Source organism: Streptomyces sp. HUAS MG91 (genome assembly GCF_040529335.1).
In the GTDB taxonomy this organism is placed as follows: domain Bacteria; phylum Actinomycetota; class Actinomycetes; order Streptomycetales; family Streptomycetaceae; genus Streptomyces; species Streptomyces tabacisoli.
Map to the genome: position 1 here is coordinate 7,266,477 of NZ_CP159534.1, position 24,821 is coordinate 7,291,297.

A 24,821-nucleotide genomic window follows, 5' to 3' on the forward strand; every position below is an offset into this window, starting at 1 on the left:
GGTCAGCCCTTCCTGGCCAGCTGATCGGCCGCCGGAGTCGGTCCGCCACCGGTGTACGTGACCTTCCACAGCGCCGACTTGGAGTCGGAGGTGAAGAAGCCGCGCCCGTAGTCGAGGACGTACAGCGCACCGTCGGGACCGAACTTCCAGTCCATGAGGTTCTTGATGCCGTCGTTCCCGACCGGGACGATCTTCTTCAGCGACTCGGAGTGCACGGGAAGCCCGCCGTCGCCCTGGGTGGCGGGATCCATCACGACCGCGTTGCGCGGCTGGTCGGAGTCGTAGAAGTCACCGACGAACCACTTGCCGTCCCAGTAGCCCGGCCATTTGTCGGCGTTCGGGATCGACGCGTCGTAGCGGTACACCGGCCCGTCCATGGCCGCCTGGCCGCCGCCCTTCAGCCACGGCAGCAGATAGGTGGCCTCGTCCTTCTTGTAGGACGGGACGCCCTTGGCGTCGCGCGGGTAGTCCGGGGCGCCGCCCTGCGGCGAGTACCAGATGTTGTTCCCGGTGACCGGCGGCAGATTGACGAGACCGTCGTTGTTCGGCGACTCGTTCTTCGGGTGGTCGCAGTCGTACCAGCCCAGCGGCTTGCTCGGGTCCGGCAGATTGCGGTCGCGGTAGGGCTGCTTGTTGCCCATGCAGTACGGCCAGCCGCGGTTCGACGCCTTGGTGATCACGGCGAACGTGTCGTACTTCGCCGGCCCCCAGGTCGTCGACGGCTCACCGGCGTCCGGCCCGACCCAGCCCGCGTAGAGCGTGTCGGTCTTCTTGTCGATCGAGATGCGCGCCGGGTTGCGGACGCCCATCACATAGATCTCGCCGCGCGTCTTGCCGCCGCCCTCGGCCGTCTCCTTGCCGGTGAAGAGGTTCCCCTCCGGCAGGGTGTACGTGCCGTCGGCCTCCGGGTGGATGCGCAGGATCTTGCCGTTGAGGTTGTGGGTGTTGCCCGCCGTGCGGCGCGCGTCCGCGAACGAGACGCCCTTGTAGTTCGGCTGCGGGTTGTTGCCCGAGTAACCGTCGCTGAACTGCGAGGAGTTGTTGTCACCGGTCGCGATGTACAGGTTCCCCTTGGAGTCCCAGGCCATCCCGCCACCGGCGTGGCAGCAACTGTGCACCTGCACCGGCCACTTGAGCAGCACCTTCTCACTGCTCAGGTCCAGCTTGTTCGTGGTCAGGTCGAGCGTGAACCGGGACACCCGGCGCTCGGCGATCTGCTTGTCCCGGTCGAGCTGCGAGTGGGGCGTGTAGTGCAGGTACACCCACCCGTTCTGCTCGAACTTCGGGTCCAGCTCGATGCCGAGCAGTCCCTCCTCGACCTTCACCAGCTCGTCGCCGCCGCCCTTGTTGCCGAAGATCGTCAACTCCCCGGCGAGCGTTACCTTCTTGGTCTTCGGGTCGTAGACGTGGATCTGCCCCTTGCCCTTGCCGACGTCGGGGTCGTTCCAGTCGGTGACGACCGGCTGCGAGGAGTCCGCGCCGCCGCGGCCGATGTACAGGATCCGTCCGTCGGGCGCGCTCACCAGGCCGTGCGGCTCGCCGATCTGGTCGTTCTGCCCCGGCTGGTTGGCCTGGGTCAGCCGCTCGGCCTTGTAGTTGCCGTTGATCGTCGCCTTGCAGTCGGCGCGCACGAGCCGCGTCGTCCACAGCAGCGCCCCGCGCAGATGGTCCCGGAAGTCCGCCTCGTCGTAGGAGGAGGCCGTCCCGCCCATGCCGGTGTAGAAGGACCGGCCGCCGTCGTAGTCGCGGCACCAACTCACCGGGTGGTCACCGCCGTTGGCGCCGTCGCCCGGCTTGTACGTCGACTCGCGCACCCGGGCCACCGTGTGCACGTCGCCGGACGGGTTCTTCACCCAGTTCAGCCACTGGTCGGGCCGCTTCCACTGCACCGGCAGGTCCTTCGTCGCCGGGTGCTGCCGGTCGCCGACCTCGACGGTGGCCCGCTGCACGCCGGTCGGCGACGAGGCGGCGGGCCGGGCGCCCACGAGCCCCGTGAACCAGTCGGAGTACGGCTCGGCACGCGCCGCGTCATGGATGCCGACGAAACCGCCGCCGGCCTCCATGTAGGCCTCGAGGCCCGCCTCCTGGTCCGGGTCGAGGACGTCCCCGCCGCCGGTCAGGAACACCACGGAGTTGAAGCGCCCCATCTTGGTGCCGTTCGTGAAGACGGAGGCGTCGTCGGTCGCGGTGACGGTGAACCGCTGCCCGGCCGGGCCGGACTGGCCGATCTTCTCGATCGCCTCGATGCCCGCGTTGACCACGGGCGACTCGTCGCCGCCCGCCGCGGACCCGTAGAACAGCAGGACCCGCACCGTGGCACCGCCGGGCGGCGACTTGACGGACATCGTTGTCACGGGCCCAGCCGGGTCCGGTTGCGCACTCGCGGTCGGCATGGCCAGCAGTCCCGCGGCGAGCGCTCCGGCCGCGACACCTCCGGCCAGGATCCGGGCGCGTCTGCGCCTGCTCGCTCTGAACTCTCGTACGGGCAATGGTGTTTGAGGCGGTATGCGCCGCATGTGTTCACTCACCCCTCGTCGGGCACAGCAACAGCGCCGTGAAAGCTAGACCTCTTTTCGTGGCGCGCCAATAGGTATGACCGCAATGGCACGAACTTTGTCCTGAGTGTGGATAAACGAAGATCACCTGGCTACGGTGATCGGCGCGATGCTCTGAGTGACGTGAATGCCGGTACGAGGCTGGGGAGTTGGCCGTGACGGAACACGAAGAGGCGAACCGGGCGAGCGAGAGCGACCGGCGTGCGCTGAGCCGCCGCATGCTCATCGGCGGCGCGGTGGCCGCGACGGCCGGGGTGACATCGTTGTCGATCGGCGCCTCGGCGCCGCCCGCCGCCGGGGCCGACACCCCGCCGCGCACCGCCCCCGCGGGCGGCGAGGTCAGACGGATCAAGATGTACGCGGAGAAGCTGGCCGACGGACAGCTCGGCTACGGCTTCGAGAAGGGCAAGGCGTCGGTCCCGGGACCGCTGATCGAGCTCAACGAGGGCGACACCCTGCACATCGAGTTCGAGAACCTCACGGACGTGGACGCGAGTCTGCACGTGCACGGCATGGACTACGAGATCTCCAGCGACGGCACGCGGATGAACCGCAGCCACGTCGAGCCCGGCGGGACCCGCACCTACACCTGGCGCACCCACGCGCCGGGCCGCCGCAAGGACGGCACCTGGCGCTCCGGCACCGCGGGCTACTGGCACTACCACGACCACGTCGTGGGCACCGACCACGGCACTGGCGGCATCAAGAAGGGCCTCTACGGCCCGGTGATCGTGCGCCGCAAGGGCGACATCCTGCCCGACCCCGGCAAGACCTTCACGATCGTCTTCAACGACATGACGATCAACAACAAGGCCGCGCACGAGGCGCCGACCTTCGAGGCCACGGTGGGCGACCGGGTCGAGATCGTGATGATCACGCACGGCGAGTACTACCACACGTTCCACATGCACGGTCACCGCTGGGCGGACAACCGCACCGGCATGCTCACCGGCCCCGACGACCCCACCCAGGTCCTCGACAACAAGATCGTCGGCCCGGCGGACTCGTTCGGGTTCCAGATCATCGCGGGGGAGGGGGTGGGCGCCGGCGCGTGGATGTACCACTGCCATGTGCAGAGCCACTCGGACATGGGGATGGCCGGGCTGTTCCTGGTGAAGAAGGCGGACGGGTCGATACCGGCCTACGACGACCCGCATCACCATGCGTGAGGGGGCGTCCGGCAGCCCGGGCCGCGTACCCTCGGCGGCATGCCTCGCCGGGCCAGGAAGCCCCGCCGACTGGTCGCCGACGGGCGCGTGTACCTGTGGACGCTGCGCCACGCCGCTGCTCGACGTGGTGCCGGCCGGCGGGTGAGGGAGCGCCGCCCGGGAGGTATCGGCCGGGACCGGCGGCGGAGGTGATGCGCAGCGGGCCGCCGGTGCCGGACGGTTGCGGGGTCAGGGTCGGGATCTCGTGGCAGTCCCCGGACCGGCCGCCGTCGTCCTTCCGGCGGCGGATCCGGGGGCCCGTGGCGCTCGACGGCTGGTGCCTGCTGGAGGCGGCGGCCGCCGCGCGCGCCGGTTCCGAGGGCCCGTAGCGCAGGCGACCTACAGGTCGGCGGCGCGATGCGTCACCCGTCCGTCCACCACCGTCAACCGCACCGGAATGTCCGGCAGTTCGACAGCGGGGGCGGTGACAGGATCCCCGCCGAACACGGTCAGATCGGCGCGGTACCCCACGCCGATCCGCCCGGCGACCGCCTCCTCGCCGGAGGCGTACGCCGGGTTCACCGTCATCGCGCGCAGCGCCTCCAGGCCGGTCAGCGCCTGGTCCGGGCCGTGCGGCGGCAGGGTCAGGTCGCGGCTCGGGCGGCGGTGGCGGGCGCCCGCCAGGACGCCGAGCGGCGGGTAGGGGGCGATGGGCCAGTCCGAGCCGAGGACGACCCGCGCCCCCGCGTCCCACAGGTCGCGGCAGCGCCAGGCCCGCCCGGCGCGCTCCTCGCCGAGCCGTCGCGACCAGTTGTCGGTGTGGTCGGCGCGGGTGAAGTCGCAGCAGTGGGTGGGCTGCATGGAGGCCACGACGTCCAGCTCGGCGAACCGGCGCACGGTGTCGTCGGGGACCGTCTCGATGTGCTCGACCCGGTGACGTACGCCGCCCGGACTCCCAGCCCGTGCCTTCGCCACCGAGTCGAGGACGTGCCGGACCGCCGCGTCACCGATCGCGTGCGTGGCCGTCTGCACGCCGGCGCGGTGCAGTTCGCCGATGACGTGCGTGTACGCGGCCGGGTCCGGCCAGAACGCGTGCGTCGACTCGCCGTGGCAGTCGGGCCGCTCCAGCCAGGCCGTGCCGTTGTCGATGGTGCCGTCCATGAACAGCTTCACCCCGGCGACCTGCCACAACGCGCCGCCGGTGCCCTGGAGTTCGATGAGCGCGCGCAGCGCGTCGGCGTCGGCGCCCGGCTGGCACCAGGGCGCGACGCGCAGCCGCACCGGCAGTTCGCCCGCCTCGTCGAGCTCCCGGTACAGGTCGAGGCTGTCCCCGTTCGCGTCCATCGCGTGCCCGCCGGTCAGGCCCGATGCGGCCATCGCGCGCAGCACCGCCGCGAGCCGGTCGCGCCGTTCGGCGCGGGTCGGCTGCGGCGCGGCCCGCTCGACGAGTTCGCAGGCCGCGTCCTCCAGGAGCAGTCCGGTGGGCCGGCCGCGGTCGTCGCAGACCACCTCGGCGGCCTGGTCGAAGGTGCGCGGGCCGTCCACGCCGGCGAGTTCGAGGGCGCGCGGGCTCGCCAGCATCGAGTGGGCGTCGAAGAGCAGGAGCAGCGCGGGGACGCCGTCGAGCACGGGGGACAGCGCGGCGGCCTCCACCGGGCGGTCGCCGAAGACGTTCGGGTCCAGGCCCCACGCGTGCAGCCACGCCCCGGGCGCCAGGGTCTTCCTGTGCCGGGCCAGCGCCTCCCGTACGTCGTTCAGGTCCGCGCAGCCGGAGAGGTCGAGGCCGTGGGTGAGTTCGGCGCCGTGGGCGGGGTGGATGTGGCCGTCCACCAGGCCCGGGGTGACGGTCGCGCCCTTGAGGTCCAGCGTGGTGGTGGCCGGGCCCGCGAGGGCGCGGATCTCCCGGTCGTCGCCGAGGGCGCCGATGCGGCCGTCGGGGCCGACGGACAGGGCCGTGTACGGGAGGGCTTCGCCGGTCTCCGGGTTCTGGAGGCGGGCGTCGAGGAGGATCAGGCGGGGGTGCATGGGGCTCCGCGGGTTGGTTCGGGTGCGGGTGGTCGGTGGCTGGGCGCGCGGTTCCTCGCGCCCCTCGCCCGCCGTTCTGGTGGGCTGGTGGGTGTTGGCGGGTGCGGGTCGTGGGTGGTTGCCCGCGCGGTTCCTCGCGCCCCTCGCCCACTGGGGTGGTGGGTTGGGATTTGGTGGCGGGTGCGGGGTGTCGGGGGTGGATCGCGCGGTTCCCCGCGCCCCTTACGGGGCGCCCAATGTTCCTGGGGGCAGGGACAGTTCGCGTTCTGCCGTCGTGATGGCCATGCGGGCCACCGCTGGGGGGAGCTCCTCCGGGGTCAGGGTGCCGTCCGCGCTCAGGCCGTCCAGGACGACCAGGATCTGGAGGGCGACGACCACCGGGTCGGGGGTGCGGAACTCGCCGCGGTCGACGCCGTCCGCGATCAGGTTCGAGAGGCGGGCGCGCCAGGCGGCCTCCTGCTCGGCGACCTGTGCGCGCAGCGCCGGGCGGTGGCGGCCGAGGTGGCGGGCGTTGATCCACAGGGCGCTGATGTCGTCCCATGCCGGATCGCCCGTCGTGCGGGCCAGGAAACGGGCCAGGTGCTCCGTCGGGGTGCCGGTGGAGCGCTCCGCCGGGATGAGCGCGTCCAGCTCCGCCGTCGCCGCCGTGCCGAACGCCTCCGCGACCAGCTCCTCCGCCGAGGGGAAGTAGTGGCTCACGAGCCCGGGGCGGACGTCGAGATCGTCGCCGATGCGGCGCAGCGTGATGCCCTCCAGACCTTCGGAAAGCGCAATCGCGGCGGCCGACGCAACGATTTCCGCACGTCTGGCGGCCGGAGACTTTCGAATTCGCTTGCGCTCAACGCTTGACGACATGCCCGGCACGTTATTGAGTGTGCGACCAATAAGCAAGCAGGCGGATCGGTCAAGTACCGCTCAGCACCCTCGGAGGGCTCGATGGCGTCCACACTTCCCGATCCGTCACCGCACACCGGCGCGGCCGCGACCGCCGCGCCCGATGACCACCGGGCCGGCCGGATCGAGGCCCACGGCATCGACGTGATCCCGGACGCGGACCGGCGCGGCAGGGCGAGCGAACTGTTCGCGGTGTGGGCCGCGACGGGCGTGAACTATCTGAGCCTGGTCGTCGGCGGCTCGCTGGTCCTGATGGGCCTCGCCCTCTGGCAGGCGATCGCCGTCCTCGTCGTGGGCAGCCTGTTCTCGGTCCTCACCGGTCTGCTCGCGATACCCGGCCCGGCCGCCGGCGCGCCCAGCGAAGTGGTCACCCGCGCGCTCTTCGGCGTCATCGGCAACCGCGTGAACAACGCGATCACCGGCTGGCTGATCTCCGTCTGCTACTTCGCGCTCAACCTGTCCGCCGCGGCCGTCGCCGCCTTCTCCCTCGTCGCGCGGGCCGGGATCACCGTGAACACCCCGGTCAAGGTCGTCGTGATCGTCGTCATCGCCGCGCTCACGCTCACCATCAGCGTCTACGGCCACGCCATGATCGTGAAGCTGTACCTCCCCATCACGCTGGCCCTCGCGGCGGTCTTCGCCGTGGTCGCCGTCGTCGTCGTACGGCACGCCGACTTCGGTTACGTGCCGGACCACCCGCTCACCGGCGCTCCCCTCTGGGCCGCCGTGCTCGCCGGGGTCACGATGGTCGCCTCGGCCCCGCTCTCGTACACCACCAGCGCGGACTTCTCCCGCTACCTGCCGCGCACGACGCCCAAGCGCGCGATCATCGGCTGGACCGCCCTCGGCAACTTCGTCTCGGGCCTGCTCACCTGCCTCATCGGCGTCCTCGCCGCGACCGCCGTCGACATGACCGACCCGCAGTCGGCCCTGGAGTCGATCCTGCCCGGCTGGTTCACGCCCCTCTTCCTGCTCGCCCTCGTCCTCGGCACCATCGCCGTCAACGCCCTCACCGCCTACAGCGCCGGCCTCGCCCTCCAGGCCGTCGGCCTCACCATCCGCCGCCAGGTCAGCGTCCTGTTCGACGGCACGGTCGCCATCGCGCTCACCCTGTACGGCCTGCTGATCTCCAACTTCCTCGACACGGTCAACAACGTCCTGCAACTGACCGTCGTACTGCTCGGCCCGTCCGTCGCCGTCTACGCCACCGACATCGTCCTGCGCCGCAACCGCTACGACGGCCCGGCGCTGTGCGACGAGAGCCCCGGCGGCCCGTTCTGGTACCGCGGCGGCGTCAACTGGGCGGGCGCGTTCTCCCTGCTGGCCGGCTCGGGCACGGCCGCGCTCTGTGTGAACACCCTCTACACCGGGCCGATCGCCGCCGCGCTCGACGGCGTGGACCTCGCGCTGCCGGTCGGCATGGTGGTGTCCTGCGTGTGCTACTGGCTGACGATGCGCCGCTCCCTGGCCGCGATCGCCCGCGACTGATCGCGGGACCCCGTCCCCTCACGCACCCCGCTCTCCCGGCGGCAGCAGCAGCACCTCCAGCGCCCGCGCGCAGGACCTGGCCCGTTCCAGGAACCACGGGATGCGGGTGTCGGGCAGCAGCTCCGGCGTCGTACGCACCGCGAGCGCGAACCGGGCGTGGGACGCGTGATCGAGGACCGGCACCGCGAGAGTGCGCACCCCGTGTGCGGACTCGCCGTCGTTGAGGGCGTGCCCGGTCCGCCTTACGTGCGCCAACTCCCGCTCCAGTGAAGCGCGTTCCACGATGGTGCGGTCGGTGAAGGCGTGCAGCGGCGGCAGCGTGCCGAGGTCCCCGTCGCCCGGGCGCGGCCACGCGAGCAGGACCTTCCCGAGCGCCGTGGAGTGCAGCGGGCGGCGCAGCCCCACCTTCGGGGTGACCGAGCCGCCCGCCACGATCACCGCGTACGGGCCGCTGCGCAGCGCGAGATCGGCGGTGGCACCGGTGCGCTCGGCCAGGTCGGCGAGTTCCGGCGCGGCCAGGTGCAGGCCACGCTGGTGGTACGAGAGCCGGCCCAGCTCGGTCACCGCCGGACCGAGCCGGTAGCGGGCCGTGCGGAAGTCCTGCTCCAGGAAGCCCGCCGCGAGCAGGGTGCGGGCGAGCCGGTGCGCCGTGGAACCGGACAGCTCCAGGCGCCGGGCCAGATCGGCGGCGCTCAGATCGGGCCCGTTGTCGTGGAAGCAGTGCAGCAGGTCCAGGGCACGGCGCACGGCCTGGGAACCGGAGGGCGGGCGGGGGACATCGGTCACGGCGGGCCCAAAGGGGGAGGGGAGAGGACAGGGGCTGGAGACGGGCCGGGGGCAGGAGAGGGGCGGGGGACACGAGCGCGGGGACGACAGGAAACGTCCCACATCGCGGCACCGCCGGACACCCCAGGACCCCTGGTGCAACAGTGCGTTCACACCCGCTCCCACATCGTGGGACGTCGCTTGCCGCCCGGTCGGGGCGCGTGCAAGTCTGCCGCCACACCGCACCGACCGTGCCAGTTCCGGACATCCGGGGAAGGGAGCCGCGCCATGCACCGTCAGCACCGCACCGCGCCCGCCGCCCGCCCGGTCCCGGCCGCCTTCACGCTGCGCCGCCACATCGATCTGGCCCGCGTGACCAGCGCCTCCTGTCGCCGCGCCTGACGCGCCGCCGCACAGCGCTCCTCACCTCACCCCGCTCTCCGGTCGCCGCCCGCGGGCCGTCGCCCGCCCGCGCATCCCCCTGCCCCGAACCCTGACACCCGGGACCCGCCATGCCCTCGCACGCCCCGACCCGCACCACCCCCGACACCCTCTGGTTCACCCGCTGTCCCGTCCCCACGGCCACCGGCATCGCCGCGGACCGCCGCTGGCTCGCCGCCGAGTTCGCCGCCGACGGCATCGCCGTACGGTCGCTCCAGGACGCCGCGCCCGACGTCGACCGCCGCACCCACTACACGCACGCCCTGCCGGGACTGTTCCGCGAGGGCGGCAACGTGCCCGCGCTGTGGGCCCGTTCGCGCGGCGAGGAGACCCGGCTCATCGGGCTGACCTGGATCGAGGAGCGCCAGGCCGTCCTCGTCGCCCCGGACAGCGCGGTGCGCGCCGCCGGAGACCTGCGCGGCCTGCGCCTCGCCGTGCCCCGGCACACCATCGCCATCGACTTCTGGCGGGCCATGGCGCTGCGCGGCTTCGAGGGCGCCCTCGCCTCCGCCGGTCTCACCCTGGACGACGCCCGCCCCGTCGACGTACCCGCCGACGGACACGAAGGGCAGTGGGCCGCCGAACTGGCCGCGCTGCGCCGCGGCGACGTCGACGCCGTCTACGTCAAGGGCGCCCTCGCCGTCGAGGCGGCCCGCCGCGCCGGAGCCCGCGTCGCCGTGGAACTCGACGAGCTGCCCGACCGGACGCACCGCGTCAACAACGGCACGCCCCGCCCCATCACCGTCCACCAGCGGCTCCTCGACGACCGGCCCGACCTCGTCGACCGGTTCCTCGCCGTGCTGCTGCGCGCCGCCGACTGGGCCGCCGGACACCCCGGCGACGTGGCCCGCATCCTCGGCGCCGAGACCGGCGCCGGAGCCGAGGGCGTCGCGGGCGCCTACCGCCCCGGCACCCACCGCACCCTCCACCCCGACCTCTCCGCCGACCGCCTCGACCTGCTCGCCCGGCAGGAGGACGCCCTGCGCGCGCACGGCTTCCTGCCCGACCCCGTCGACGTGCACACATGGGCCGACCCCGAGCCGCTGCGCCGGGCCCGCCTGCTGCCGACCGCCCCCGAAGGACCGTGAGGACGCCCGCCATGCGCATGCTGCATCCCGCCACCCGTAACCCCGCCCTCCGCATCCCCGCCGCGCTGACGGCCCTCGCCGCGGTCGCCGCCCTCGCCACCGGCTGCGGCACCTCGCAGGCCGACGCCGGGAGCGGCGAGGGCAAGCAGGTCACCCTCCGCATCCCCGACCCGGGGAACGCGGGCGTCCTCGCCGTCGGCAAGAAGGACGGCAGCCTCGACAAGGCGCTCGCCAAGGTCCACGCCAAGGTCGCGTGGACCGGCAGCGCGGGCCCCTTCGCACCCGCCGCCCAGGCCATGAACGCCGACCAGCTCGACATCGCCACCGGCTCCATCACCTCCGGCATCACCTCCCTCGCGCAGACCCCCGGCTTCAGCTTCTTCACCGCGACCGCGCCCGACGGGGCCGGCGAGGGCATCCTCGCCAAGAAGGGGTCCGGCATCGACTCCGTCGACGACCTCGTCGGCAAGAAGGTCGCCGTCAACCAGGGCGGCACCGGCGAATACCTCCTCCTCAAGGCACTCGCCGACCGCCACATCCCCGCGTCGAAGGTCGAGCGCGTCTACCTGCGCCCCGACCAGACGGCGGCCGTCTTCAACAGCGGCAAGGTCGACGCGTGGGCCGTCTGGTCGACGTACTCGGTCGCCGAACTCGGCACCGGGAAGGCCGAGTTCATCGCGACCGGCAAGGAGATCGGCTCCGACAACTACAGCCTCACCGCCGTCCGCACCGCCTTCGCAGACCGCCACCCCGAGGTCGTCCGCGCCCTCTACGACTACCTCCACACCGCCAGCGCCAAGGAGAAGGCGCACCCGGGCGCGTACCTGAACGTGAACACCGACGCGGGCCCCCAGGCCCTCACCGGCGCCGCCAGGAAGACCCAGATCGACATCACCCGGCAGGGCGGCACCGTCGAACCCATCACCGACGCCGACATCGAGCGGTTCGAGGCCGTCGCCCGCTTCTACGCCGACCAGAAGGTCACCCCGAAGACCGTGGACGTGGCCGCGCACCTCCTCGACGTGGAGAAACTGTCATGACGGCCGCCGCCACCGAACGGCGGACGACGCGGACGGCGCCGCCCACCTCCCTCGTCGCGCCCCGCCCGCCGCGCGAACGGCCCCGCCGCCGCGGCTACGCCGTCACCGTCCGCGCCCTCGGCCCGCTCGTCCTGCTCGCGGTCTGGTGGATCGCCTCCGCCACCGGACTGCTCACCAGGGACGTCCTCGCCTCCCCGGCCGAAGTCCTCGACGCCGTCGGCGAGTTGTGGGGCAACGGACAGCTGCCCGACGCCCTCGCCACCTCCCTCACCCGCTCCGGCATCGGCCTCGTCATCGGGCTGACCGCCGGCCTCACCCTCGGGGTCGTCACCGGCTTCACCCGTCTCGGCGACGAACTCCTCGACTCCTCCCTCCAGACCCTGCGCACCATCCCCTTCCTCTCCCTCGTCCCCCTGTTCATGGTCTGGTTCGGCATCAACGAGACCGCCAAGATCCTCCTCATCGCCGTCGCCACCACCTTCCCGATGTACGTCTCCACGTACGGCGGCGTCCGCAACGCCGACCGCAAACTCGTCGAGGCCATGCGCAGCTTCGGCATGGGACGCCTCGCGATCGTCCGCGAGGTCGTCCTGCCCGGCGCGCTGCCGTCGCTGCTCGCGGGGCTGCGGCTGTCGATGACGCTCAGCGTGATCGCCCTGATCGCCGCCGAGGAGATCAACGCCACCGCGGGGATCGGGTACTTGATGGCACAGGCGCAGAGCTACGCCCGCACCGACGTCCTCGCCGTCTGCATCCTCGTCTACGGCCTGCTCGGCCTCACCGCCGACGCCGTCGTCCGCCTCCTGGAGCGCGCCCTCATGCCCTGGCGGCGCGCCGCGCAGGGAGCCGCCCGATGACGACACCCACCACCGAACCGGCCGTACGCATCTCAGGGCTGCGCCGCACCTTCGGCGACCGGAACGTCCTCGACGGACTCGAACTCACCATCCGACGCGGCGAGTTCGTGGCGCTGCTCGGCGCCAGCGGCAGCGGCAAGACCACCCTGCTGCGCATCCTGGGCGCGCTCGACGCCGCCGACGACGGCGAGGTGCTCGTACCCCGGGCCCGCACCGTCGTCTTCCAGGAACCCCGGCTCGTCCCGTCCAAGAAGGTCCTCGCCAACGTCACCGTCGCCCTGCCGCGCGGCCGCGCCACCCAGGAGCGGGCACGCACCGCCCTCGCCGAGGTCGGCCTGGAGCGGCACGCCGACGCCTGGCCCGGCACCCTCTCCGGCGGCGAGGCACAGCGCGTCGCCCTCGCCCGCGCCCTGGTCCGCGAACCCGAACTGCTGCTCCTGGACGAGCCGTTCGCCGCACTCGACGCCCTCACCCGGCTCCGCATGCAGGACCTCGTCGGCGAACTGCGCCGCGTCCACCGGCCCGCCGTCCTCCTCGTCACCCACGACGTCGACGAGGCCGTACGCCTCGCCGACCGCGTCTGCGTCCTGCGCGACGGCCGGCTCGTCACCGACGAGACCGTCCCCGTCGACCACCCCCGCGACCCCGGCGATCCCGCCTTCGCGGCCCTGCGCCGCCGTCTCCTCGCCGACCTCGGCGTCCACCCCACCGCACAGGAGATACCCGCATGACCATCACCATCGGCGTCCACAACAGCAACCCGACCCTCTACTACCTCTCGCGCCTCGACTACGCGCAGGAGGAACTGGCCGCGGTCGGCGAGGAAGCGGTCTTCCACGCCTACACCAACGGAGTGCGCACCGGCGCCCTCCTCACCGACGGCACCATCGACTTCGGCGGCACCGGCTCCACCCCGCCCGTCACCGCGCAGGCCGCCGGCCACGACATCGTCTACGCGGCCGTCTCCGCGCCCCGCCCCGACCACGGCGCGCTCCTCGTCGCCGAGGACGGCCCCGTGCGCACCGTCACCGACCTCAAGGGCACCACCGTGCACCTCGCGATCGGCTCCTGGCAGACCCACCTGATCGCCAAGGCCCTGGACGACGCCGGACTCTCGTACGCCACCGACATCACCGCCGTCCGCTCCGACGACGACAGCGCCGCGCGCCTGCGCTCCGGGGAGATCGCCGCCTGGGTCGCGCAGGGCCCCCAGCTTGTCGCCGCCCTGCGCGAGGGCGGCGTCCGGGTGCTGCTGCGCACCGGCGACGTCATCTCCGACCGCTCCGTCTTCTTCACCCGCCGCGCCCTCGCCGAACAGCGCCCGGACGTCGTCGCCGCCCTGGTCCGCGCGCTCCAGCGCGCCGACGACTGGGCGAAGGCGCACCCGCGCGAGGCCGCCGAGATCGCCGCCGAGCACCAGGGCGGCACCGCCGACGACTGGGAGACGGCCCTGAAGGCGCTGCCCTGGCGGATCGAAGAGGTCACCGACGCGTTCCTCGCCGAGCAGCAGCAGGCGGCCGACATCTTCGTACGGACCGGGTTCGTCGAGCGGCCGGTCCGGGTCGCCGCCGCCGTCGCCCGCACGTCCGGGGAGGAGCGGGCATGAGCGGGACCGCCCCTCCGGAGGTCCTCTGGTACATCATCCCGCGCGAGGGCGCCTACCCGTGGGAGCCCGAAGGACGCCGCCCCGTCGACCTCGGCTACCTCCAGCACCTCGCCGCGACCGTCGAACGGCTCGGCTACACCGGCGCCCTGCTCGCCACCGACCTGTACGACGTGTGGCCGCTCGGCAGCGCGCTGGCCGCCTCGACGAGCACCGCCTTCCAGCCGCTCCTCGCCGTCCACCCCGGCCTGATCTCGCCGACCCTCCTCGCCAAGATGGCGCTGAGCTTCGACACGCTCTTCGGCGGCCGGCTCCGCTTCAACGTCGTCAACGGCTCCACCGCCTCCCTCCAGGAGTACGGGCTCCACGTCGAGCACGACGAACGCTACGAGCTGAGCGCCGAGTACTGGTCGATCGTCAAACGCCTCACGGCCGGCGAGGTCTTCGACCACAAGGGCCGCTTCTACGACCTCAAGAACGCGGGCGCCTCCTTCCGCGACCTCAAGCCGGTCCAGGCCCCGCACGTCCCGCTGTGGTTCGGCGGCTCGTCCGCGCCCGGCATCGAGATGGCCGCGGAACACGTCGACGTCTACCTGACCTGGGGCGAACCCCCGCACCTGCTGAAGGAGAAGCTCGACCGGGTCCGCGAGCGCGCCGCCGCCCACGGCCGCAGCCTGCGCATCGGCCTGCGCCTGCACCTCATCGTCCGGGACACCGAGGACGAGGCCTGGGCCGCCGCCGACCGCCTCCTCGACGTCACGAGCGAGACGACGTACGCCCGTCAGCTCGGCGACCGCGCGGGCGAGGACGGCGTCGGCTGGCAGCGCCAGTTCCGCCAGCACGGCGGCCGGGTCCCGGCCCGCGCCCGGGAACTGGAGACCCATCCCAACCTGTGGCCCGGCATGAGCCTGTTCCGGCCGGGCCCCGGCACCGCGGTCGTCGGCTCCACCGCCCAAGTCGTCGAACGGCTCCAGGAGTTCAGGGAGCTGGGCGTAGACACCTTCATCCTCTCCGGCAACCCCCTCCTCGAAGAGGCCTACCGAGTGGCCGAGACCGTACTGCCCGCGCTGGGGGTGGTCACCCGGCGCTGAGACCGAAAGCGCCACCGGCTGTGTACGGTCGGCCCCGCCCAGGTGTACACCATCAGTAACGCCTGTAGGAGCCAACAGCACATAGGGGGAGCCGGAGTTGAGCAAGGACCGTACGTACGACTACGTCATCGTCGGGGCCGGGTCCGCCGGGTGCGTGCTCGCCGGGCGGCTCAGCGAGGATCCCTCCGTCAGGGTCGCCCTCGTCGAGTCCGGGCCCCGCGACCGCAAGACGGAGATCCGGATACCGGCCGCGTTCCCGAAGCTGTTCAAGACGCCGTACGACTGGGACTTCGCCACCACCAAGCAACCCGCCCTCGACAACAGGGAGTTGTACTGGCCGCGCGGCCACACGCTCGGCGGCTCCTCCTCCCTCAATGCCATGATGTGGGTGCGCGGGCACCGCGACGACTACGACGCATGGGGCGAGGCGGCGGGGGAGGAGTGGGCGTACGACCAGTTCGTACGGTACTTCCAGCGCGCCGAGCGGTGGCAGGGGGAACGGACGGCGCGGTCCGTGTACGGCACGCTCGGCCCGCTGCACATCTCTCCGCCGCGCTCCCCGAGCCCCACCACGTCCGCATTCCTGGACGCCTGCCGCGCCCAAGGCCTGAGCGATCTAGGAGAGTTGAACCAGCCGGACCACTCGGGCTTCGCCATGACCCCGGTCAACCAGTACCGGGGCCGTCGCTGGAGCGCCGCCGACGGCTACCTCAAGCCCGCCGCGCGCCGCCCCAACCTCGACATCTACACCGGCGCCCGCGTCACCCGGCTCGACTTCGACGGCACCCGCGCCGCCGGGGTCGTCGCGGAAGGCATTCCCGCGGGTGCTTTGCGCGCCACCCGCGAGGTCGTTCTCAGCGCCGGTGCCATCGGCTCGCCGCACCTGCTGCAACAGGCCGGGATCGGCGACCCCGACACCCTCGGCGCCGCGGGCATCGACACCCTGGTGGCCTCGCCCGGCGTCGGCCGTCACCTCCAGGACCACCTCTCGTACGCGGTCACCGTCCGCTGCCCGCGCCCGATCTCGCTCACCGGCGCCGACACCCCCGCCAACATCGCCCGCTTCCTGCTCGGCGGTCGAGGCCCGCTCACCTCGAACGTCGGCGAGGCCGTCGCCTTCATCAAGACTCGACCCGAACTGGTTGCGCCGGATGTCGAGTTGGTCTACGCACCCGTCCCGTTCGTCAACCACGGCCTGACCCCGCCGACCGAGCACGGCATCACCATCGGTGTGGTGCTGCTCCAGCCGGGCAGCGAGGGCCGCATCACCCCGACCGGCACGGCCGGGTCGGGCCCGCGCATCGACCCCGACTACCTCGCCGCCGACGAGGACCTGCGCGCCCTCGTCGCGGGTGTCCGCCGCGCCGAGGAACTGCTCGCCGATCCCGCGCTGAGCCCGCTGCACACCTCGCCCATGGGCGGCTATCCCGGCGTCGTCGACGACGAGGAACTCGCCCGCGCGATCCGGGCCGGCGCCGAGACCCTGTACCACCCGGTCGGCACCTGCCGCATGGGCACGGACCCGGAATCGGTCACCGACCCGCGGCTGCGGGTGCGCGGCACCGAGGCGCTGCGCGTCGTCGACGCCTCCGTCATGCCGCACATCACCCGCGGCCACACCCACGCGCCCACGGTCGCCCTCGCGGAGAAGGCGGTGGAACTGATCCGCGAGGACGCCCGCGCGTGACCGACTCCGGCCGCGACGCCGGGAGTTACGAGCCGACGCTCACCGTGAACCGGCGCGGATTGCCGTCGTTCGCCGCGCCCGACACGTCCGGCTCCCCGTCCGGCCGCACGTCGTCGTACGGGAACGCGTAGCCGATCGGCGAGTTGGCGTGCAGGATGCGCGACCAGTGGTTCGTCGTCGCGTCCTGGTAGTAGTCCGCGGATCCCGCGCCGTTCGGCTGCGTCGGGTGCGTCAGCATGATGCTGCGGTTGAATCCGGCGGCGAGCCGGGCCAGCAGGCCCTTCTTGTCGTCGGAGTCCGAGGGGTTGTTGGCGAACGGACCGTAGTTGCAGGTGAAGATGTCCTTCGCGGACGGCTTGGTGAAGGTGTGGCCGCCGTTGAAGGTGAGCGTGTCGCCGCTGACCCGGCCGGTGAACACCCCGCGCCCGCCCTGGAGGTCGATGCTCAGGTCCGTGCCGCTGTACTTGGCCCACACCTGATCGGCGTAGGCGTCGAAGTAGTCGCGGAACGGCATCTGGTCGGGCTGCCCGAAGAACGGCGCCATCAGGTTCTGCGGGGAGATCGCGCGCAGCACCTTCCCGTCGCCGCCCTTGATGACGAGCTTGTCCCAGGGCTGCCCGTCCTTCGCGGCCTGCGCGGCGAGATCCGCCGCGATCCTGTCGACGGCGCCGTCCGGCAGCGGGGCGACGGTGTGGGTGGCGTCGCCCGCCAGGGTCAGCCCGATGGGCAGCGCGGTGACCAGGTCGACGTAGCTGATGTTCGCGTACAACTGGTCCGAGTTGAAGGTGAACTCGCAGAACGACCAGGTCTTGCCGTAGTTCGGGTCGGCCTCGGTGGCGAAGGCCGGCTCGACCAGCGACGGGCCCGGGTTGAGGAAGAAGTCGAGCGTGTCGTCCCGGACGAAGTAGACCCGGGCGCCGTACATCTGAGGCAGCGTCACTACCTTCGGCGCGGAGCCAGCCGAGCCCAGGGGGATGGCGCAGTCGACGGGCAGCGGGGTCTGCGGCGCGGCCGGCGAGTCGGGGCGGTAGACGCTGCCGTCGGCCTTGAGCAGCACCCAGTTGCCCGTCGACTGCTCGTGTCCGGTGACGTACGCGTTGACGGAACCGCTCAACGACTTGTTCTCCAGTGCCAGTTCGCAGGTGGCGGGCGCGGCACCCGCGGTCCAGGCCGGTACGGCCAGGGACGCGGCCGCCGTCCCTGCGGTCGCGGCGGCACCGGCGAGAAACAGTCTGCGAGATATCACGGTCGAGACTCCCGACATGTGGGGGGTGTGGGGGAGCCCCACTGTGGCGAGAGCGACAAGAAGCGTCAAGACTTATCGCAGGGAGCGCTCCCAGCAAATGATCCCGTTCATATGTTGAAGGCGAACGGTATACAAACGATTGGTCCGTACCTTGCCTGGTCGGGCGTGGTGGGACGGCGATTGTCAGTGGGCGGTGGAAGACTCGGCATTCCGGAGCGACAACGGAAATTCCCTCGACGAGGAGGGCACGACCATGATCACTACAGACTTCGTGGACGGCGGGCCGGTCTGGCTGGATCTCGGCACGCCGGACCTGGACGGAGCGGTCTCGTTCTACGGCGGACTCTTCGGCTGGCAGTTTGCGTCGGCGGGTCCCGAGTACGGCGGGTACGGCACCTTCCGCCTCGGCGACAAGGCGGTGTCCGGCGCCATGACCGTCACCCCCGAGCAGGGCGGCCCGGCCTGGAGCGTCTACTTCCGGACGGCCGACGCCGATGCCACGGTCAAGGCGGCGGAGCAGGCCGGCGGTACGGTCCTCCTCCGGCCGATGGACGTCGGCGACCTGGGCCGCATGGCGATGATCGCCGACCCCGGCGGCGCGGCCTTCGGCCTCTGGCAGCCCGGCGTCCACAAGGGTCTTGAGCACGTCACGGAGGACGGCGGGCTGAACTGGGTGGAGCTGTAAGTCCCCGACCCGGCCGCCGCCAAGGCGTTCTACGGCACGGTCCTCGGCTGGGGCACGTTCGACGTCGAGTTCCCCGGCGGCACGTACACGACGGTCAACCCGGCGGGCACGGACGAGAACGCCATGTTCGGCGGTATCGTCCCGCTGGACTCCGACCCGGCGGAGGCCGGGGCGGGCGGGCACTGGACGCCGTACATCCACGTCCCGGACGTGGACGCGACGGCCGCCACGACCCAGCGGCTGGGCGGCACCGTCCGCTCCGCCCCGGTCGACGTGCCCGGCGTCGGCCGGATCGCCAAGCTGGCCGATCCTTACGGCGCCGGATTCGCCGTGCTGAGGGGTGACCCGGATCAGCAGTGAGGACGGGCGGGCCGCCCGGCGCGGCACGGCGTTGATCGCGCGTTGATCGAACGTTTTGCGCCGGGCGGCAGGCTCGTCCCATGCACGCGACCACGACCTTCCCGCCCGCCGACCCCACCTGGCAGGACCAGGCCCTGTGCGCCCAGACCGGTGGCGACTTCTTCTTCCCGGAACCGGGCAGCTCCGTCCGGGAGGCCAAGCAGATCTGCCGGCTCTGCGAGATCCGCACGGCCTGTCTCGACTACGCGCTGACCAACGACGAGCGCTTCGGCGTCTGGGGCGGCCTCTCCGAGAAGGAGCGCCACCAGCTCCGGCGCGCCTGACGCGAGGGAGAAACGACCTAGGACGCTTCCTGTGTGGCCCGGATCGCCGAGATGTCGAACTGCAGGCGGACCTTCTCGCTGACCATGGTGCCGCCCGCCTCCAGGCGCTTGTTGTAGACCAGGCCCCACTCGGTGCGGTCGATCGTCGTGGTGCCGTCGAAGCCGGACCGCTCGAAGCCGAAGGGGTCGAGCACCGAGCCCAGATAGTCGAGTTGCAGATCCACGGGACGGGTCACGCCGCGGATCGTCAGGTCGCCGGCCATGCGGAACGTCTCACCGCCCTCGTGCACCGTGGACGTGCTGCGGAACACCATCTCCGGGTGGCGCGCCGCGTCGAAGAAGTCCCGCCCCACGATGTGCGCGTCACGCTGCTCCACTCCCGTGTCGACACTGCCGACCCGGATCACCAGCTCGGCGCGCGAGCGGGACGGCACCGCCCCGTCGAAGTACAGCACGGAGTCGTAGTCGGCGAAGGCGCCGCGCACCGTGGTGACCATGGCGTGCCGTACGGAGAACCCGATCCGGCTGTGCGGCCGGTCGATGGTCCACTGCCCGGACAACGCCCGCAGCTTCGGATCGAGCGCGACATCGCCGGCGCTCTCGCCCGGGAACGGCGTACGAGGGCTGACGACGGCCGGGGCCGGGTCGACGGTCGCGACCTGGTGGCGACGGTTGAAGATACCCATGCGGGCGAAGCCTCCTTCGATTTGATCACTCCGTGTTATCACGCCATCGGCGGTGCGCGGGCGACGAGTTGGGCGGTCTCGTCCGAGTTCCTCGTGGTAGGGCGGTCAAAGCTGCACAGGATCGCCATCAATGTGAATGCACCGCCAGGAACGCCGGTGTCACTCACCGTCATCACTGCCGTCTCGGTGCGGGGTGCGACGGGCTGCCGGGGAAGCACGACGAAAGCCGCGGACGCGGCTGCTCGGTCGGTGAGCAGTCGCGTCCGCGGCTTTCTGGTGGCTGGTCGGGTGCTAGACGGCGGCGGCCCGGGCTGCCATGCGGGCCTTGCGGGCGGCCAGCTTCTCGTCGAACTTGGACGCCTCGGAGTCCAGGCCGTTCATGAACAGGCCGAGCTCCTCCTGAGCCTTGAGGCCCTCCGGGCCGAGGCCGCCGATCTCCATGATCTTCAGGAAGCGCAGCACGGGCTGGATCACGTCGTCGTGGTGGATCCGCAGGTTGTAGACCTCGCCGATCGCCATCTGGGCGGCCGCCCGCTCGAAGCCGGGGATCCCGTGTCCGGGCATCCGGAAGTTGACGACCACGTCGCGCACGGCCTGCATCGTCAGGTCGGGCGCCAGCTCGAACGCGGACTTCAGCAGGTTCCGGTAGAACACCATGTGCAGGTTCTCGTCGGTGGCGATGCGCGCCAGCATGCGGTCGCATACCGGGTCGCCGGACTGGTGGCCGGTGTTGCGGTGCGAGATGCGGGTCGCCAGCTCCTGGAACGCGACGTACGCGATCGAGTGCAGCATCGAGTGGTTGTTGTCCGACTCGTAGCCCTCGCTCATGTGCGACATGCGGAAGGCTTCCAGCTGGTCCGGGTCGACGGCGCGCGACGCGAGCAGGTAGTCGCGCATCACGATGCCGTGCCGGCCCTCCTCGGCGGTCCAGCGGTGCACCCAGGTGCCCCACGCGCCGTTGCGGCCGAAGAGGGTCGCGATCTCGTGGTGGTAGCTGGGGAGGTTGTCCTCGGTCAGCAGATTGACGATCAGCGCGGTGCGGCCGACCTCGGTCACCTTCGACTGGTCCTTCCGCCAGGCCTCGCCGTCCTCGAAGAGGCCGGGGAAGTTCCGGGCGTCGGACCAGGGCACGTACTCGTGCGGCATCCAGTCCTTGGCGACCTTCAGATGGCGGTTCAGCTCCTTCTCGACCACTTCCTCCAGCGCGTACAGAAGGCGGGCGTCGGTCCATGTGGTCGACGAGCCGAGGCGGGGAGAGATGACGGTCACGGGGGCTCCTGGGGGACGGAGGTACAGCGAGCGGATCTACCTACGGTGTCGTAGGTTACGTTGCCGTAGGTTAAGCGCTCCATAAGGAGCTGTGGTTACGCGTAGAGGTCGCGAAGCCGCACTGAGAGGCACGTCACACAGCCTTCGAGCTTCTCGAACTCCGAAATGTCCACCAGAACGGGCTCATGGCCCAGGTCCGCGAGCAGCTCCGCCGACCTGGGCGCGCTCGCCGCCATGAGCAGGCGGTTTCCGCCCAGCAGCACGACATGGGCGCCCGATTCCTCCGGCACGGGCAGGAAGCGCGGGAAGAGCGAGGCGTGATCCACCAGCGGCTCGTGGCCGATCACCGTGCCGTCGGGCAACGCGGTGACCGCCGACTTCAGGTGCGGCACCTTGCTGACGGGGACCGCCACCACACGCGCCCCGAGCGGTTCGAAGGCGGCGCGCAGTTGCTGTACCCCCGCGGCGTTCGTGCGTCCGCCACGGCCCACGTAGACGGTGTCGCCCACCTTCAGTACGTCGCCGCCGTCGAGGGTGCCCGGTTCCCACACCCAGTTGACCGAGCAGCCCAGGCGCGCCACGGTCTGCTCGACCCCCGACGTCTCCGCGCGGCGCGACCCGGCCCCGGAGCGCGCGATCAGCGCGACGTTGCGGAAGACGACCACCGTGTCCTCCACGAACACCGCGTCCGGGCAGTCGTCGGCCGGCTCGACCAGGACCGTCTCCCAGCCGTGCCCCTCCAGCACCGACACGTACTCCTGCCACTGCTCGCGCGCCTTCCCCGGGTCGACGGGAGTGCGCGCGACATGGGTGACGAGCCCCTCCGCCAGTCGCGGGCCTGGCCGGCGGACGAGGGCCTTCTTGCTGGGCACGGGTGTTCTCCACGGGTCACGGCGGATGCGGTGCCGCACATGAGGGGGACGGCGGCGGGCACATCATGCACAGCCGGACAGGCGCGGCGGAATCCCCCGTTACGCGGCTGTCACCTCCTTCTCACTCGTTCTCACCCGGCCCCACCGCCCAGCTCCAGCCACCGGGTCACCCCGATCGACTCCAGGAACGGCAGGTCGTGGCTGGCCACGATCAGCGCCCCTTCGTACGACTCCAGCGCCGAGGTCAGCTGCCGCACGCTCGCCATGTCCAGATTGTTCGTCGGCTCGTCGAGCATCAGCAGCTGCGGCGCAGGCTCGGCGAGCATCAGCGCGGCCAGGGTCGCGCGGAAGCGTTCGCCGCCCGACAGCATCGCCGCCGGCTGGTCGGCCCTCGCCCCCTTGAACAGGAAGCGGGCCAGCCGGGCCCGGACCCGGTTGACGGTCGCATCCGGCGCGAACCGCGCCACGTTCTCGGCGACGGTCGCCCCGTCGTCCAGCACGTCGAGACGCTGCGGCAGGAACCGCAGCGGCACATGCGCGATCACCTCACCCCCGACCGGCGCCAGCTCTCCGGCGATCGTCCGCAGCAACGTCGTCTTGCCCGCACCGTTACGGCCCACGAGAGCCACCCGCTCCGGACCGCGCAGCTCGAACTCGCCGCGCACCCGCGCCCCGTGGGCCAGGACCGGCGAGCGCAGGGTGAGCACGGAGCGTCCCGGCGGCACCGCCGTGAACGGCAGGTCGATCCGGATCTCGTCGTCGTCGCGCACCGCCTCCACGGCCTCGTCCAGCCGTTCCTTCGCCTCCGCCAGCTTCTCCTCGTGCATGATGCGGTGCTTGCCGGCGGAGACCTGGGCCGACCGGCTGCGCAGCTTCATCACCGCCCGCGGCTCCCGCTTGGTGTCGTACATCTTCTGGGCGTAGCGCCTGCGCCGGGCCAACTTCACGTGGGCGTCGGTCAGTTCGCGCTTCTGCTTCTTCAGGTCGGACTCGGCGACCCGGACCAGCCGCTCCGCCGCCTCCTGCTCGACGGCGAGTGCCTGCTCGTACGCGGAGAAGTTGCCGCCGTACCGGGTGACCTCGCCGCCGCGCAGATCGGCGATCTGGTCGACCCGGTCGAGGAGTTCACGGTCGTGGCTGACCACGATCAGCACCCCCGACCAGCTCTCCACGGCCGCGTACAGCCGTTGTCGCGCGTACAGGTCCAGATTGTTGGTCGGCTCGTCGAGCAGCAGGACGTCGGGGCGGCGCAGCAGCAGGGCCGCGAGGCGCAGCAGCACCGATTCGCCGCCCGACACCTCCCCGGCCGTGCGGTCCAGATCGATGTGGTCCAGGCCCAGTTGGGCGAGCGTGGCCAGGGTCCGCTCCTCGACGTCCCAGTCGTCGCCGACCGCGGCGAAGTGCTCATCGGACACGTCGCCCGACTCGATGGCGTGCAGCGCGGCGCGGGCGGCCGCGATGCCGAGGACCTCGTCGACGCGCAGCGCGGTGTCGAGCGTGACGTTCTGCGGCAGATGGCCGACCTCGCCGGCCACCCGCACGGTGCCGTCGGCCGGACGCAGCTCACCGGCGATCAGCTTCAACAGGGTCGATTTTCCCGACCCGTTGGTCCCGATCAGGCCGGTGCGGCCCGGGCCGAAGGCGACCTGGAGACCGTCGAAGACGCCGGTGCCGTCCGGCCAGGCGTAGTCGAGGCCGGTGACGGCGACGGACGTCGTGGGGGAGCCGGGGTGGCTCTGGGGATGTGACATGCGGGCCTCGCGGTTGCTCGGTGCGAACGGTGACGGGATGCGACACGTTCGAGACACCGCGGGACACAGGCAACAAAAAAGGGCCTGCACCGAGGGGAGGACGGCTCATGGGCCGAGGTCTCACACAACGCCGGAATCACGCAGCGCACAGAGCTGCGGAACACGCGCGGTGTCTCAAGACCTCAGAAGAGCAACGTCCTTCTCCGTTTCGACGGCAACAGAACCGACACCCAACGTAAGGAGCTGTCGGAGGGCTGTCAAAGAATTATCGTGAGGAGGTGCCCAAAGGCTCTCCCGCACTCCCCGCCCGCCTTCTCCTCCTGGCGTACGACACCGGCAAGGACCGGGTGTCCGGCGCCCCCGACCTGGCCCTCGCCGTCCGCGCCGGAGCCCTCGCCGAACTCGCCGCCCGCGGCCTCGTCCACGAGATCGACGGGGTCGTCACCCCGGTGCCCGACGCCCGCGCCGACGACCCCGTCCTCGACCAGCTCCTCGAACTGATCACCGAGTCGAGACCGCGCTCCTGGCGCCGCACGATCACGCACAAGGCCCGCGTCACCCGCGACACGGTCCGCCGCCGACTGGTGGCGGACGGCTATCTGGCGGCCGAACGGCACCGCGTCCTCGGCCTGTTCCCCGGCACCCGGTACACGCTGCGCCGCGCCGGGTACGTGGAGGCACTGCGCATGCAGGCCAGGACCGCCCTGACCGGCCCCGCCGCGCCCGAAGCCGTCCACCCCGACCAGGCGGCCCTGCTCGTGCTCGCCGCCGCGGGCCACTTCCGGGGCCTGCTCTCCGCCCGCGAGCGCCGCCGCCACGCCGACCGGCTCACCGCCCTCGCCGCACACGCGGGCCCCGCCGTGCCGGAGATCCGCCGCGCCCTGGAAGCGGCGGTGAAGTCCGCCGAGGCCGCCCGGGCGGCGGACGGGGGCGGCGGCTGACGCGGG

General features: G+C 71.8%; 21 protein-coding genes and 1 pseudogene. 13 read left to right on the plus strand and 9 right to left on the minus strand.

Annotation, left to right across the window (positions count from 1 at the left end; all coding sequences use genetic code 11):
* Window positions 1–2 precede the first annotated feature (2 nt).
* Window positions 3–2,393, minus strand: a complete 2,391-nt coding sequence (locus ABII15_RS32790) for a ThuA domain-containing protein (protein ID WP_353945904.1) — start codon at window positions 2,391–2,393, stop codon at window positions 3–5.
* 380 nt (window positions 2,394–2,773) lie between these two features.
* On the opposite strand from ABII15_RS32790, the gene ABII15_RS32795 reads away from it, so the two are divergent.
* Together ABII15_RS32795 and ABII15_RS32800 are read left to right on the plus strand one after the other, a co-directional pair.
* Window positions 2,774–3,724: a multicopper oxidase domain-containing protein gene (locus ABII15_RS32795; RefSeq protein ID WP_353947274.1), complete on the plus strand. Its 951-nt coding sequence runs from the start codon at window positions 2,774–2,776 to the stop codon at window positions 3,722–3,724.
* A 191-nt stretch (window positions 3,725–3,915) separates the two neighbouring features.
* Window positions 3,916–4,092: a hypothetical protein gene (locus ABII15_RS32800; RefSeq protein WP_353945905.1), complete on the plus strand. Its 177-nt coding sequence runs from the start codon at window positions 3,916–3,918 to the stop codon at window positions 4,090–4,092.
* Between the two features lie 10 nt (window positions 4,093–4,102).
* Here ABII15_RS32800 and ABII15_RS32805 read toward each other — a convergent pair whose 3' ends face one another.
* A complete protein-coding gene (locus ABII15_RS32805) occupies window positions 4,103–5,728 on the minus strand; it encodes an amidohydrolase (protein WP_353945906.1) in 1,626 nt (541 codons plus the stop codon).
* A gap of 222 nt (window positions 5,729–5,950) precedes the next feature.
* Window positions 5,951–6,583, minus strand: a complete 633-nt coding sequence (locus ABII15_RS32810) for a TetR family transcriptional regulator C-terminal domain-containing protein (RefSeq protein ID WP_353945907.1) — start codon at window positions 6,581–6,583, stop codon at window positions 5,951–5,953.
* Between the two features lie 81 nt (window positions 6,584–6,664).
* On the opposite strand from ABII15_RS32810, the gene ABII15_RS32815 reads away from it, so the two are divergent.
* A complete protein-coding gene (locus ABII15_RS32815; protein WP_353945908.1) occupies window positions 6,665–8,110 on the plus strand; it encodes a cytosine permease in 1,446 nt (481 codons plus the stop codon).
* Window positions 8,111–8,128: 18 nt separating this feature from the next.
* Here the strand turns inward: ABII15_RS32815 and ABII15_RS32820 are convergent, their stop codons facing one another.
* On the minus strand, window positions 8,129–8,896 hold the full coding sequence (locus tag ABII15_RS32820) for an IclR family transcriptional regulator (protein WP_353945909.1): 768 nt from the start codon (window positions 8,894–8,896) through the stop codon (window positions 8,129–8,131).
* A gap of 491 nt (window positions 8,897–9,387) precedes the next feature.
* Here ABII15_RS32820 and ABII15_RS32825 point away from each other — a divergent pair, with 491 nt between their 5' ends.
* The 7 genes from ABII15_RS32825 to ABII15_RS32855 all read left to right on the plus strand — a co-directional run bounded on the left by ABII15_RS32825 (window position 9,388) and on the right by ABII15_RS32855 (window position 16,682).
* Entirely contained in the window at window positions 9,388–10,404 is a 1,017-nt protein-coding gene (locus ABII15_RS32825) for an ABC transporter substrate-binding protein (RefSeq protein ID WP_353945910.1), read from the plus strand.
* A gap of 11 nt (window positions 10,405–10,415) precedes the next feature.
* A complete protein-coding gene (locus ABII15_RS32830; RefSeq protein ID WP_353945911.1) occupies window positions 10,416–11,444 on the plus strand; it encodes an NrtA/SsuA/CpmA family ABC transporter substrate-binding protein in 1,029 nt (342 codons plus the stop codon).
* Complete coding sequence (locus tag ABII15_RS32835; RefSeq protein WP_353945912.1) at window positions 11,441–12,301, plus strand: ABC transporter permease; 861 nt, start codon at window positions 11,441–11,443, stop codon at window positions 12,299–12,301. The genes ABII15_RS32830 and ABII15_RS32835 overlap by 4 nt, the downstream gene beginning before the upstream one ends.
* A complete protein-coding gene (locus ABII15_RS32840) occupies window positions 12,298–13,032 on the plus strand; it encodes an ABC transporter ATP-binding protein (protein WP_353945913.1) in 735 nt (244 codons plus the stop codon). The genes ABII15_RS32835 and ABII15_RS32840 overlap by 4 nt, the downstream gene beginning before the upstream one ends.
* Complete coding sequence (locus tag ABII15_RS32845) at window positions 13,029–13,907, plus strand: ABC transporter substrate-binding protein (protein WP_353945914.1); 879 nt, start codon at window positions 13,029–13,031, stop codon at window positions 13,905–13,907. The genes ABII15_RS32840 and ABII15_RS32845 overlap by 4 nt, the downstream gene beginning before the upstream one ends.
* Window positions 13,904–14,995 (plus strand): LLM class flavin-dependent oxidoreductase, encoded by a 1,092-nt coding sequence (locus ABII15_RS32850; protein ID WP_353945915.1) that lies wholly within the window; start codon window positions 13,904–13,906, stop codon window positions 14,993–14,995. Before ABII15_RS32845 ends, ABII15_RS32850 begins: the two co-directional genes overlap by 4 nt.
* Window positions 14,996–15,092: 97 nt before the next feature.
* The gene (locus tag ABII15_RS32855) at window positions 15,093–16,682 is read left to right on the plus strand and encodes a GMC family oxidoreductase N-terminal domain-containing protein (protein WP_353945916.1); all 1,590 of its coding nucleotides are present in this window, start codon (window positions 15,093–15,095) and stop codon (window positions 16,680–16,682) included.
* Window positions 16,683–16,707: 25 nt separating this feature from the next.
* Here the strand turns inward: ABII15_RS32855 and ABII15_RS32860 are convergent, their stop codons facing one another.
* On the minus strand, window positions 16,708–17,928 hold the full coding sequence (locus ABII15_RS32860; protein ID WP_353945917.1) for a glycoside hydrolase family 64 protein: 1,221 nt from the start codon (window positions 17,926–17,928) through the stop codon (window positions 16,708–16,710).
* 253 nt (window positions 17,929–18,181) lie between these two features.
* Between ABII15_RS32860 and ABII15_RS32865 the strand changes: the two are divergent.
* Together ABII15_RS32865 and ABII15_RS32870 are read left to right on the plus strand one after the other, a co-directional pair.
* Window positions 18,182–18,973: pseudogene (locus tag ABII15_RS32865) on the plus strand (VOC family protein).
* A gap of 80 nt (window positions 18,974–19,053) precedes the next feature.
* A complete protein-coding gene (locus ABII15_RS32870; RefSeq protein ID WP_353945918.1) occupies window positions 19,054–19,296 on the plus strand; it encodes a WhiB family transcriptional regulator in 243 nt (80 codons plus the stop codon).
* Between the two features lie 17 nt (window positions 19,297–19,313).
* On the opposite strand, the gene ABII15_RS32875 is transcribed toward ABII15_RS32870, so the two are convergent.
* From ABII15_RS32875 to ABII15_RS32890, 4 genes are all read right to left on the minus strand, one after another.
* The gene (locus tag ABII15_RS32875) at window positions 19,314–19,982 is read right to left on the minus strand and encodes a YceI family protein (protein WP_353945919.1); all 669 of its coding nucleotides are present in this window, start codon (window positions 19,980–19,982) and stop codon (window positions 19,314–19,316) included.
* A gap of 291 nt (window positions 19,983–20,273) precedes the next feature.
* A complete protein-coding gene (locus ABII15_RS32880; protein ID WP_353945920.1) occupies window positions 20,274–21,251 on the minus strand; it encodes an acyl-ACP desaturase in 978 nt (325 codons plus the stop codon).
* A 95-nt stretch (window positions 21,252–21,346) separates the two neighbouring features.
* On the minus strand, window positions 21,347–22,123 hold the full coding sequence (gene ddaH / locus ABII15_RS32885) for a dimethylargininase (RefSeq protein ID WP_353945921.1): 777 nt from the start codon (window positions 22,121–22,123) through the stop codon (window positions 21,347–21,349).
* 131 nt (window positions 22,124–22,254) lie between these two features.
* Complete coding sequence (locus ABII15_RS32890) at window positions 22,255–23,874, minus strand: ABC-F family ATP-binding cassette domain-containing protein (protein WP_353945922.1); 1,620 nt, start codon at window positions 23,872–23,874, stop codon at window positions 22,255–22,257.
* Between the two features lie 278 nt (window positions 23,875–24,152).
* Here ABII15_RS32890 and ABII15_RS32895 point away from each other — a divergent pair, with 278 nt between their 5' ends.
* Window positions 24,153–24,815 carry a GPP34 family phosphoprotein gene (locus ABII15_RS32895; protein WP_353945923.1) on the plus strand — a complete coding sequence of 221 codons (663 nt, stop codon included), beginning with the start codon at window positions 24,153–24,155 and terminating at the stop codon, window positions 24,813–24,815.
* Window positions 24,816–24,821: the final 6 nt, after the last annotated feature.